Here is a 12,106-nt window from a genome sequence, read left to right as displayed (position 1 = left end):
TCAGTTGTGCTTGCGGAAGACGGGTTTCACGGCCGGGCCCACGAGGTGCTTGTCGATGCCGTCGCTCAGTGCGGCGGCGTACACGGCGAGGGCTTTGCGCGCTGCCGTCAGGGTCTGGTCGAGCTCCGCATCGCCGTGCGCTGCTGAAAGCGCCACCCACGGCATCAGCACACCCCCCCGGATCATCTCCTGGCTCCACAGCGTGCGGAAGGGCAGGGAGACCTGTCCTTGGGCATCACGGGTGGTGTAGTAGGGAGAGCAGCCGAAGCCGTGCGCCTCGAACCGGTCCGCCACGCCGGCCTCTGCCGCCAGGGTGTTGAGGCCCTCGATCAACCGACGACCGTACCGCCACAGGTGGCCGGTGATGTCCTCGCTTTGGTAGATCTCCACCGTGCGGTTGAAGGCCCCGAAGGCCGACATCTCCGAACCGTGCGTGGTGCTGATGAGGAAGACGCGTTCGGCGCCGGCTTGGCGGATGCCGCCCAATTCCATGATCTCGCGCCGGCCGATGAGCGCCGCCAGCGCGAACCCGTTGGCCATGCCCTTGCCGAAGGTGGCCAGGTCCGGCTCGATGTCGTACCCCTTCATCGCTCCGTGCAGGTCCCACCGGAAGCCGGTGATCATCTCGTCCAGCACGAAGACGGCACCGTGCTTCGCGCAAAGGGCCTTCACCTGCTGCAGGAAGTTGAGCGAACGCTGTGGGCAGCCCGCGCAGGAACGCTGTTCGAGCAGCCCACCACAGGATGCGGGACACGAGGAGAGCGAGGTGGCCGGCTCCATCAGCACGCAGGCGATGCGGCCGGGATGCTCGGCGAAGAGGCGCTCCACCGAAGCGATGTCGTTGTAGCTGAACTTCAACGTCAGCCGCTTGTGCTCCTCCGGGATCCCGCGGTCCATGGGCGTGCTGCCGATGAACCAGTCGTCGTAGGTGAAGAAGGGCTGCTCGGCCGGGATGGCCACGTGCGTGCGGCCCGTGAAGGCGCGGGCGAGCTTCACCGCGGCGGTGGTGACGATGCTGCCGTTCTTGGCGAACTTCACCATGCCCGCCCAGGGGAAGAGCGACAGCATGCGCTCGGCCGCCTCCAGCTCGGTGAGCGAGGGCCGCGTGAGGTTGTTGCCCTTGCCGATCTCCGCGATGGCCGCGGCGTTCACCCGCTCGTCCGCGTAGCCGAGCGTCACGGCCCGCAAGCCCATGCCGTAGTCCAGGTAGCGCTTCCCCTCCGCATCCCACACGTACGCACCCTTGCCATGGCTCAGGATGGGCGGCGCATTGGACGGGTATTGGTCATCGCCCCGGCTGTAGGTGTGCGCACCTCCGGGGATCGCCGCGTGCAGTCGGTCGCTCCAGTTCATCGGTCGTCGATCGTTCCTTCCTGCCGGGCCTTCATCAGCGCCTCGATGAGGATGAGGTCCACCGCGTCGTCCACCTCGAACGACTTCCACTTCGGCATCGCATGCCCCAGCGTGCGCTCGTGGTAGAAGCTTCGACGATCGCGCAGCGAGGACGATCGCGCGATGTACAGGCTTCCTTCGAAGAAGTAGACGTCATCGATCTCCTGACGGCGCTTGAACACGAAGTGCTCCCCCGCGTAGGGCCGGATGAAACCGATGTCGTCCATGCGGGCGAGGAAAGCGGGATGCCCGCCCTCGGTGCGGCACACGCCCACGACGCTCTCCGCACCGGGCGTGGTCAGCAACAGGTCCATGGCGGCCAGCACGTCGGCGGCGGTGCGTTGAGGTGACGTGGGCTCCAGCATGCACACCAGGTCGATGGGCTCCCCCTCCCGTTCCAGGTGGTCGAGGGCGTGGAGCACGACGTCCATCGACGAGGCCGTGTCGGTGGCCAGTTCAGCGGGACGGATGAACGGCAGCTCGGCACCGGCGCTGCGGGCGGCCTCCGCGATCGCGGCGTCATCGGTGCTCACCACCACTCGGCCCGGCCGGACGCGGGCCGCCTCGAGCGCGGCCGTCACCGACCAGGCGATCAGCGGCCGGCCCAGAAGCGGGCGCACGTTCTTGCCGGGCAACCCCTTGCTGCCGCCGCGCGCCGGGATCAGGTAGAGGACCCTCATGCCTGCGCGTGCAGCTGCCGCGTGTGCTTGATGGCGTGCAGGACCTCCAGCACGTGGTCCTGCTCCGCCCGGGTGATGGTGACACTGCTGGGCAGGCTCAGGCCCGCCTCCGACAGGCGTGTGCTCACCGGGAAGGTCTGCCCAGGCCGCACGTAACGCCCGTACGGCGGCATCACGTGCAGCGGGTGGAACAGCGGCCTGGTCTCGATGCCGTTGCGCGCCATGCGGTCCATCACCTCGTCGCGGCCCAGACCGAAATCGTTGCCGATGAGGCAGCTGTACAGCCAGAACCCGTTCAGCGCCCACGGCTCCTCGGGCGGGGCGCTGATGTCTCCGATGGCCATCAGGCCTTGGGTGTACGCAGCGGCCAGATCACGCTTCGCCTGCACGAACGCCTCCAACCGCTCGAGCTGGGCCACGCCGATCGCCGCCTGGATGTTGGTCATCCGGTAGTTGTAGCCCACCTCGAGGTGCCAGTAGCGGCGCTGCTTGTCCATGCCGTGGTCACGCAGCATCGTGGCCCGCGCGGCCACCGCTTGGTCGCGGAAGAGCGTCATGCCGCCCTCGCCCGTGGTGATGGTCTTGTTGCCGAAGAAGCTGAAGGTGGCCGCATCGCCGAAGCTGCCCACCGGGCGGCCCTTGTACAGGGCACCGAGCGCCTCGGCACAGTCCTCCACCACGAACAGCCCGTGCCTGCGCGCGATGGCCATCAGCTCGTCCATGTGGCACGGATGGCCGTAGAGGTGCACCGGCATGATCGCCTTGGTGCGCGGGGTGATGAGCCGCTCCACCTCGGCGGGGTCGAGCGTCCAGGTGACCGGATGCACGTCGGCGATGACGGGCGTGGCGCCGGCGTGGATGATGGTGTTGATGCTCGCCGCGAAGGTGAGGTCCGGCACGATGACCTCGTCGCCTTCGCCGATGCCGAGGGCCACCAGGGCCAGGTGGATGGCCACCGTGCCGTTGCTCACGGCGAGCGCATGGGGCATGGCGCAGCGCTCCGCGAAGCCGGTCTCGAACCGCTTCACATAGGCGCCCTGCGAGCTGATCCAGCCCGTGCGCAGGCAGTCGGTGACGTAGTTGAGCTCGTTGCCGTCCAGCTGCGGGGCCATCACCTGGATGCGGTGCGTGCGGCGCAGGCTGGCGAAGTCCACGGGCACCCCGCGCTCATCGAGCAAGGGGATGTGCCGCACGGTGCCGTCGAGCCGCGCCTGGATGTCCTCGGCGGGCGCGCCCACCGGCAGCGCGGTGAAGCGGCGCTGCATCACCTCGGCCACCGGCCGGTCCAGCGAGCCACCGGCCAGCAACGAACGCCGGATGTCGCCATCGGTGAGCACGCCGGTGAGCCGGCCCGCGTGGTCCACCGCGAAGCAGATGCCCTGCGCGTTGCGGTCGATCACGGCCAGTGCGTCGCGCACGCTCCGGTCATCGTGGATGAGCAGTTCGGCCAGGGTCTCGTTCATCGGTCCGTGGGGGCACGTTCGGGGAAAAGCAGCCGCTCCATGCGGCGAAGTTCGGAAGGGGGCGTCTTCCGCGTCTCCAGCACATGCACCGCATGGCCGGCGCGGTCCATCAGCGGCAGGAACCAGTAGTCGGCACCGAAGCCCTGGTTGTCGTCGACCTCGCCACCGTTGTCGCTGTGATGCACGCATCGCACCTGCGGCAGCAGCAGCCCGGCCGCCTCCGCCGCATCGGAACCGAGGGTGCGTGCGCTCACCTTCAGGTGCGCGGTGTCCAGCAGCAGGCCCAGGCGGGCGTCCGGCACGTCATCGAGCAGCCGAAGCTGCTCGCCCGCTTCCACGTTCAGCAGGGGGTTGGTGCCGTCGGCGTAGCGGTTCACCGGGGCCAGCACGTTGTTCTCGATCAGCAGGCCGGTGGGCAGATCGCGCGTGCGTGCCAGCACCTGCCGCACCGCCTCGGTGAAGCGCGCCCAATGCAGCGCCCGGTCGATGTGCGCCACCTGCTCCAGTCGTCGGCCGAGCTCGCTGGGACGCGGGTCCACGCAGAAGCCGGCATGCACCGAGAAGAAGGGCGCACCCACCGCATGGCTCAACTGCATGCCCCGCACGCAATGGGCGATGCTGCGGTCGCGGATGCTGTCGTCGGCGCTGCCGAGGTTGAGCACGAAGGGCTCGGCCGGCGCGGGGAAGTAGTTGTGCGCGAAGCGCCGCATCGGCGCGGTGCGGAACAGCTCCTCCATGTCGGGGTGGAACGGCATGCCGCTGCTGAACTCCAACGCCATGAACTCGCGGTCGGCCTCGGCGATCATGGCCTCGGGTGTCAGGCCTGCGAAGGCCAGCGAGCTCATCACCGCCTCACGCTTCGGCATCAGGTCGCAGGTGAGGAAGAGGATGCCCTCGCCGGTCCCGGCGTGCACGAAGCCATAGCGCTCGTAGAGCCGGATGGCCGTGTGGTTGTCGGCATCCACCGAGAGCCTCAGCGCCGTGATGCCCATGCCCTGCGCACTGTCCAGCAGGAGCCGCATCATGCGCGCACCGTGGCCGTGGCCCCAGTGCCTTTCCTGTACCGCAATGCCCAACCACACCACATCGCCTTCGCGATCAAGGTGTCCATAGGCCACCGGTTCCTCCCCCTCCATCCACAGCCAGGTGCAGGCGTGCTGGCGCAGCACGTCCGGGGTGCGCTTCGCGAAATAGCGGAAGCTCCGGAGCGCGTCGCCGGCACCGTCCAGGAAGGCCTGAAGCAGGAGGCCGTCGTCGGCACCGATGCGTCGCTGGCCCATGGCTCAGGGGTGCAGGTGGTCCCAGGTGAGGGCCTCATCCTCGCGCAGGGCCCGGGCCAGGCGGCGCCCCACCACGGCATCGAGGTGCTTCGGGGAGAGACCGTTCGCCGGTCGCTTGAAGCCGAGGTCGGCCTCCGCCAGGACATGGCCCACCGGCAGCTCACACGCGGCCACGAGGCTGCGGCGCATGCCATAGGTGTTGGCGCGCTCGCGTTCGCCGGGCCGCTTGATGCCGTCGCCCAGGCTCAGTTCCACGGCGCGGATGCCCGTCACCAGGTCGCGGAAGGCCGCGGGCTCCAGGCTGCTGCTGTGGTCCGGTCCGGGCATCGTGCGGTCCAGCGTGAAGTGCTTCTCGATCATCTCCGCGCCCAGCGCCACCGCTGCGAAACAGGCATGGTTGTCCGGCACATGGTCGCTGTAGCCCACCCGCACCTTCAGCTCGTCGCGCATGGTGAGCATGGCCCGCAGGTTGACGTCCTCCACGCGCGACGGATAGTCCGTGTTGCACTGCAGGATGACAAGGTCATCGTTGCCCGTGCCGCGGATGGCGTCGACCGCCTCGCGCACCTCTTGTAGGTCCGCCATGCCAGTGCTCACGATCATGCGGCGGCCGTAACGCGCCACCTGCCGCAGGAAGGGCAGTTCCACCACCTGCCCGCTGGCGATCTTGAAGGCGTCGACGTTCAGGGAAGCAAGCAGCTCGGCATCCTCCGGGTTGTAGGGCGTGCTCATGAAGTCGATGCCCACCTGCCGGCAGTGGGCCTGGATGCGCGCGAAGGCGTCGCGGTCGAGCTCCAGCTTGCGCAGCATGTCGAACTGGCTTTCGGCCCGGTCCGTCACCTCCAATTGGTAGTTGGCCTTGGGCGAGCTGGCGGTGACGATGCGCCGGGCCTTGAAGGTCTGGAACTTCACACAGTCCGCTCCGGCGGCCTTGGCCTCGTCCACCAGGCGGAACGCAAGGTCCAGGCTGCCGTTGTGGTTCACGCCGGCCTCGGCGATGATGTAGGTGCGGGCCATCGGGGCCGAAGTTATCCCGCCGGTCGGATGAGCGCGGCGAGCTCGGCGGCGGCCTCGCGGCGTTCGTAGCGCGTGTGCGGTCCGCCCGTGACGCCGTGGTCCGTTCCGGCTCGGACCGCCTCGGCCCGCGCCACGAGCCACGCGGCCATGGCCTCCACCTGCTGTCGCGTGAAGAAGGCGCCGGCGCCGCAGGCGGCCACGATGCGGCCCGCATCCCCGTCCACCGGGCCCAGGCCCAGGATCGGCCGTTGCACGGCGAGGTATTCGAAGAGCTTGCCGGTGAGGATGCGCTCCTCCCCCGGTCCCTCGGGGATCACGAGCAGCAGCACATGCGCGGACGCCATCTCCTCCAGGGCCTTCGCATGCTTCACCGGCTCGTTCCACACACAGCGGTCGAGCACGCCGGCCTGTGCCGCGGCCTCGCGGACCGTTGGTCCCACCTGGCCGATGAAGCGCAGCTCGATCGGCAGCGGCGAGCGCTTCATCGACTCCGCCACCGCGGCGAAGAAGGCCTGCGGCGCGTAGCTGCCCGCCATGGTGCCCACGTAGGTGATGCGCAACCGGTCCTTCGGAAGCGGATGGCGGGCGAGGTTCTTGAGGTCGTCGGCATCGTAGCCGTTGGGGATCACGTGCAGCTTGGCGGCCACGGCAGGTCCGTGGCGCTCCGCGAAGGCCGTGCGCATGGACGGGCCCACCACCACCACCGCGTCCGCCTGTTCGAGCACGGCGGCCTCGTACGCGCTGTCCAGCCGTTGCGCACGCGGCCCCTTCAGCAGCTCGCGGGCGAAATAGATGTCGGTCCAGGGATCGCGCAGGTCGGCGATCCAGCGGAGCTTTGGAAAGCGTTGCTTGAGGCGGAGGCCGATGAGCTGGGCACTGTGCGGCGGGGAGGAGATCACCACGGTGCCGATGCCCTCGCGCTCGACGAGGGGGATGGCGGCCTTCACCGCATGGCGTACCCAGCCCCGGCGCGCGTCGGGGATCATCCAGTTGCCGCGTACCCAGCGCATGGCGCGCTTCAGCAGGCCCTCCTTGCCACCGGAGGCGAAACCTGCGTGCGGCACGGCGCCCCGCCCACCCAGCGCGGCCAGCAGCCGCAGCGGCTCGAACGAGGGCGTGCGCACCACCCGCACATCGGCGGGCACCTCCGCCTCGAGCGAGCGGTCCACCGCGGGGTAGCTCGCCTGCATGGGGTCGACCGTGAGCACGATCGGTCGCACGCCATGCAGCGGCAGATACTTCACGAACTTGAGCCCGCGCTGCACGCCGGCCCCGCCGCTCGGCGGCCAGTAGTAGGTGATGAAGAGAACGGGCGTCATGCGACCGCGGCCCGCGCCTTGCGCCATGCCGCCAGGCCCGCACCGGCCACCGCCAGCAGGATGAGCAGACCGCCGGCCAGGCTGAGCGTGTTGCCCAGGGCGTAGGAACGGCTGGCCACGCGGAACTCCACCACGTGCTCGCCGGCCGGCACGCGCATCGCCCGCAGTACGTAGTCGGCGCGGATATGCTCCACGGGCTGCCCGTCGAGGGTGGCCTGCCAGTCGGGGCCGTACCAGATCTCGCTGAAGACCACCACCCCGCCGTTCGCGCTGCGCACCGTGTAGCGCAGGGCGTTCGCCGCGTAGCTGTCCAGCGTCACCGAGGCCGAGGGGTCGGGCGTGAGGGAGGCATCGCCCAGGGCGGACCGCCAGCGTTCGTCCACCACGGCCACCGTGTCCGGGCCCACTTCGCCCAACGCCATGATCTCCGCATCGGCGTCCTTCACCCAGCGTACCTCGTTCACGAACCAGGCCGGGCCGTAGGCGTTGACGTTGAGCAGCGCAGGGCGTGCGGGGTCGGTGATGAGGTAGCGCGTGTTGAGCATGTTCAGCACGTTCTGCCGGGCCAGCACCGCGTTCACGGAGGTCATGGTGGCGCCTTCGCCGAAGGCCCCGCCGATCGCGGCCATCTCGGGCCCCAGGTGGAACTCGATCAGGTCCTGGTAGCGCTTGAGCTTGGCCCCGTGGTAGCCGCCCACGCTCTTGTGGAAGTAGCTCACGCGGCTGTCGTTGAACGGATTGTTGAAGGTGAGCACGCGGAAGTGGCTGTTGCGGCGAAGCGCGGCGAAGCGGGCGAACAGCTCCTCGTCCTTGCCCACCATGCGGTCGCGGCCCTTGTTGCCCTGCTTGCTCGCCTTGAGGCGGGCGACGGTGGCTTCCGCATCGGCGCGCGCGGCGGCGTTCTCCTCCTGCTGCAGGATGGCCATGTCCGCCGCGGCGGGCTTGAAGGGCAGGGCGTTCGCCGTGGGCTCCTCCCACATGCGGTAGCGGCCGCCGTCCTTGTCGTTGTTCACGAAGCGCTTGTCCACCGCCCACAGGTCGACCAGCACCAGCGCGCCAAGGCCCGCGACCAGCGCCAGTTCGGGCACGCGACCGCGCCCGAACAGGAAAAGCAGCGCGCCACCGGCCGCGATGAAGAAGAGACCGCGCCACGCGTCGGCGGCGACGATGCCCGCGCGATGCTCCTTCAAGGCGTCGACGGCCAGTTGGAGCCGGGCCGCATCACCCGCCTCGGCCTGCGCGCTGAAGCGGGCGCGTTCCGCATCGCTCACCAGGTCGACCACCGCGCCCGGCATCAGCGCCAGCACCAGCATCACCAGCACCAGCACGCCCGCCGGGATCAGGAAGGCGCGCTCGCGCGCGCGGTCCCAGCGCCCTTCCTTCACCAGGCGGTCCAGGTACAGCACGGCGAGCACCGGCGCGGCCAGCTCCACGATCACCAGGATGATGGTGACCGCGCGGAACTTCGCATAGCCGGGCACGTGGTCCAGGAAGAAGTCGGTGAGCGGCATCCAGTTGCGGCCCCAGCTGAGCAGCAGCGTGAGGAGGAGGCCGCTGAACAGGGCGTAGGGCAGCGGATCGCGCCACAGCACCAGCCCGGCGGCCAGATAGGCCAGCACCAACGCGGCGGCCAGCATCGGGGAGGTGATGCCGATCAGGACCGCCGTGAGCGGTACGGCCGCGAGCACCCACCAGCGTGCCGGGCCCTCGGTGCGGGCGAGCAGCAGCAGCAGGAGCAGCACCACCACCGCGCCGAGGTAGACCGGGCCGCTGGTGAAGCTCTGGTCGCCCCAGTAGCTGTTCACGTAGCCGCCCCCGCCGTACACCTCGTTGAGGTAGCGCTTGAGCTCGGGGTCGGAGATGGCCGCCAGCTCCTCGCGCGTGGTGATGAGCGAACCGGAATCACCGCCCTTGGCGCTGGGCACCAGGAGGGTGAGGCTCTCCTGTTTGCCATAGCTCCAGGCGGTCACGTAGTCGCGGTCCAGGCCCTTGGTGCGGATGTCCGCAGCGCTTTCGCCGCCCGGTCCGATGGTGAGCTCGCTCGGTCCGCGGGTGGTGTGGGTGCCATACTCGGCCGTGCCCCAGAGCACACCGGCGTTGGCCATCACGGCCAGCGCCACGGCCACCAGGCCCAGGCCGGCGCGGCCCAGCAGGTCCATCACGCGGCCCTCGCGCACGAAGCGCAGCGCCTCGGCCAGCACGAACAGGAGCAGCACCATGGCCAGGTAATAGGTCACCTGCAGGTGGTTGGCGTGGACCTCGAGCCCCAGGAAGAGCGCCAGCAGGGCCGCGGCCGGCAGCTTCGCCCCGCGGAAGAGCGCCCAGGTGGCGCCCAGCACCAACGGCATGTACCCGATGGCGGTGGCCTTCGTGTTGTGGCCTGCCTCGAAGATGATGATGAAGTACGACGAGAAGGCATAGGCCAGCGCGCCCACCACGGCCACCCCGCGGTCCACGCGCATCAGGCTGAGCAGGATGAACATGCCGATGAGGTAGAGGAAGACGCTGCCGGCGGGATGCGGCAGGAAGCCGTGGAAGAGCCGGTCGACCCACTTGAGGACATCGCCCTTCCACGCCACACTGATCTGGTAGGCGGGCATGCCGCTGAACATGCTTCCGGTCCACAGCGGCTCCTCGCCATCGTGGGCCTCGCGGTGCTCGATGATCTCCTGCGCACCGCCCAGCCAGTTGCGCTGGTCGCCCTGCACCATGCGTTTGCCCTCCAGCAGCGGGCTGAAGTAGGCCAGCGGCAGAGCGATGAACAGCAGCACGGCCAGCCCGGTCGGCAGCCATTTCCTCAGGTCCTTCATCGGTTCAAGGGGTCAGCGGATCTCTTCGTAGTCAGCGTCCTCGATACGGCCGCCGCTGTGTTGTGCGCCTCGGCGATCATCGGCCCGTTCCACACGCACGTCGCCGCGGGAGCGTTCGTCGCGGGCGGCCCAGTGGGTGCCGGGCGGGCGGCCCTGGCGCGCCTGCTGCATGCGCAGCACCAGGCGCAGCGCCAGCCACACCACCACCAGGATCAGGATGATCCGCAGGGTGCCGGTGGCGCTCAACAGCATCAGGCCGGTCATGGCGGCCAAAGATAGCCGGGCGGCCTTGGCCTCCGGGCGCGGTGCCGTACCTTCGCGCCGCCGTTGGTCCGCACGCCCGTTCCGGCGTTCCGTCGCCGATGGCGAACCCCCACCTCCCCATGTCCTCCTTCGATGCGCTGGGCCTCCGGCCCGAGCTCCTGTCCACGTTGCGCACGCTGGGCTTCCACACCCCCACCCCCGTCCAGGAACGCGCCATCCCCCTGCTGCTGAACAGCGACCACGATGTGGTGGTGCTGGCCCAGACGGGCACCGGTAAAACGGCCGCCTTCGGCCTGCCCTTGCTGCAGAACATCGACCCCGCGCTCCGCCGCGTGCAGGCCCTGGTGCTGGCGCCCACGCGCGAACTCTGCGTGCAGATCACGGGCGACCTGGAGCGCTTTGCCGCCGAGCTCAACGGCGTACGCCCCGTGGCCGTCTACGGCGGGGCCAACATCCGCGAGCAGATGCGCGCCATCCAGCGCGGCGCCCACGTGGTGGTGGCCACCCCGGGCCGCCTGCTCGACCTGCTGGGCCGCGAGGCCGTCGACCTGTCCCATGTGTCCACCGTGGTCCTCGATGAGGCCGACGAGATGCTCAACATGGGTTTCCAGGAGGACCTCACCGACATCCTGAGCAACACCCCGGCCGAGAAGCGCACCTGGCTCTTCAGCGCCACCATGGGCAGCGAGGTGCGCCATATCGCCAAGCGGTACATGCGCAACAGCGAGGAGGTGCAGGTGGGCGAACGCAACGTGACGGCCTCCGCCATCCAGCACCAATACTGCGTGGTGCACGCCCGCGACCGTTTCGCCGCCCTCAAGCGCTTCGTGGATGCCGACCCCGACCTCTTCGCCATCGTGTTCTGCCGCACCAAGCATGAGACCCAGGAGCTGGCCACCCAGCTGGTGAAGGAGGGCTACGTGGCCGATGCCATCCACGGCGACCTCAGCCAGGCCCAGCGCGACCACGTGATGGGCCGCTACCGTGCACGCTCGCTGCAGCTCCTCATCGCCACCGATGTCGCCGCGCGCGGCATCGACGTGAACGATGTGACGCACGTGATCCACTACGACCTGCCCGGCGAGGCCGAGAGCTACACTCACCGCAGCGGTCGCACCGCCCGCGCCGGTCGCACCGGAATCTCGCTGAGCATCCTGGGCGTGCGCGATGTGCCCAAGGTGCGTCAGCTCGAGCGCATGCTGAACACGCACTTCACCTATGTGCGGGTGCCCGGTGGGGCCGACATCGGACGGGCCCAGTTGCGTTCCTTCCTGCGCCGCCTGAAAGAGGCCGATGTGGAGCACGAGGCCCTGGCCGACCTGATGGCCGTGGCGCAAGAGGAACTGAAGGACCTGGACCGCGACGCGCTCCTGCAGCGGTTCATGAGCGTCACGTTCGCCCGCATCCTGGACCAGTTCCGCGAGGCGTACGACCTCAACATCGACATGAGCCGCAAGGACCACAGCGCGCGCACCGAGCGGCAGAGCTCACGCGAACGCTTCGCCACCGGCCGGCAGCTCTTCATCAACCTGGGCAGCGCGGACGGCTTCGACAAGGGCCGGATGCTCGGCTACATCTGCGGGGTGAGCGGCATCGGTGGCGAGCACATCGGCCGCATGCTCATCAAGGACGTGTACTCCTTCATCGACATCGAGCCCGCCTGGTTCGATCAGGTCTTCAACGCGTTCAAGGGCGCCGACCACCGGGGCCGCAAGGTGCGTGTGGACGAAGCGCAGGGCGCCCAGGGCGGTGGCGACAAACCCCGCCGCACCGAAGCACCGCGCCAGGGCTACGCTCCGAAGAAGCCCCACCGGGGCTCCAAGCCCTACGCGGCGAAGGGCGGTTCGCGGAAGTGGTGAAGATCACGCGAGCTTCCGCAGG

General features: G+C 69.2%; 9 protein-coding genes. 1 reads left to right on the top strand and 8 read right to left on the bottom strand.

Annotated features, from left to right (window positions below; translation table 11 throughout):
- From IPJ87_00530 to IPJ87_00495, 8 genes are read right to left on the bottom strand one after another with little or no spacing between them, the layout of a single operon-like run.
- On the bottom strand, positions 1 to 1,353 hold the full coding sequence (locus IPJ87_00530; GenBank protein ID MBK7940360.1) for a glutamate-1-semialdehyde 2,1-aminomutase: 1,353 nt from the start codon (positions 1,351 to 1,353) through the stop codon (positions 1 to 3).
- Positions 1,350 to 2,072 (bottom strand): acylneuraminate cytidylyltransferase family protein, encoded by a 723-nt coding sequence (locus IPJ87_00525; GenBank protein ID MBK7940359.1) that lies wholly within the window; start codon positions 2,070 to 2,072, stop codon positions 1,350 to 1,352. Before IPJ87_00525 ends, IPJ87_00530 begins: the two co-directional genes overlap by 4 nt.
- On the bottom strand, positions 2,069 to 3,535 hold the full coding sequence (locus tag IPJ87_00520) for an aminotransferase class I/II-fold pyridoxal phosphate-dependent enzyme (protein ID MBK7940358.1): 1,467 nt from the start codon (positions 3,533 to 3,535) through the stop codon (positions 2,069 to 2,071). The genes IPJ87_00525 and IPJ87_00520 overlap by 4 nt, the downstream gene beginning before the upstream one ends.
- The gene (locus tag IPJ87_00515; protein ID MBK7940357.1) at positions 3,532 to 4,815 is read right to left on the bottom strand and encodes a GNAT family N-acetyltransferase; all 1,284 of its coding nucleotides are present in this window, start codon (positions 4,813 to 4,815) and stop codon (positions 3,532 to 3,534) included. Before IPJ87_00515 ends, IPJ87_00520 begins: the two co-directional genes overlap by 4 nt.
- A gap of 3 nt (positions 4,816 to 4,818) precedes the next feature.
- Entirely contained in the window at positions 4,819 to 5,832 is a 1,014-nt protein-coding gene (neuB, locus tag IPJ87_00510) for an N-acetylneuraminate synthase (GenBank protein MBK7940356.1), read from the bottom strand.
- Positions 5,833 to 5,843: 11 nt separating this feature from the next.
- Complete coding sequence (locus tag IPJ87_00505; GenBank protein ID MBK7940355.1) at positions 5,844 to 7,151, bottom strand: glycosyltransferase family 4 protein; 1,308 nt, start codon at positions 7,149 to 7,151, stop codon at positions 5,844 to 5,846.
- Complete coding sequence (locus tag IPJ87_00500) at positions 7,148 to 9,961, bottom strand: hypothetical protein (GenBank protein ID MBK7940354.1); 2,814 nt, start codon at positions 9,959 to 9,961, stop codon at positions 7,148 to 7,150. The genes IPJ87_00505 and IPJ87_00500 overlap by 4 nt, the downstream gene beginning before the upstream one ends.
- 12 nt (positions 9,962 to 9,973) lie before the next feature.
- Complete coding sequence (locus tag IPJ87_00495; protein ID MBK7940353.1) at positions 9,974 to 10,225, bottom strand: hypothetical protein; 252 nt, start codon at positions 10,223 to 10,225, stop codon at positions 9,974 to 9,976.
- A 119-nt stretch (positions 10,226 to 10,344) separates the two neighbouring features.
- On the opposite strand from IPJ87_00495, the gene IPJ87_00490 reads away from it, so the two are divergent.
- A complete protein-coding gene (locus tag IPJ87_00490) occupies positions 10,345 to 12,084 on the top strand; it encodes a DEAD/DEAH box helicase (protein ID MBK7940352.1) in 1,740 nt (579 codons plus the stop codon).
- The last annotated feature ends 22 nt before the right edge of the window (positions 12,085 to 12,106 follow it).

It is taken from the genome of Flavobacteriales bacterium (genome assembly GCA_016713875.1).
Taxonomy (GTDB): Bacteria; Bacteroidota; Bacteroidia; order Flavobacteriales_F; family PHOS-HE28; genus PHOS-HE28.
Note: the sequence above shows the minus strand (reverse complement) of the source record. Positions and strands in the feature narration are given on the sequence as shown.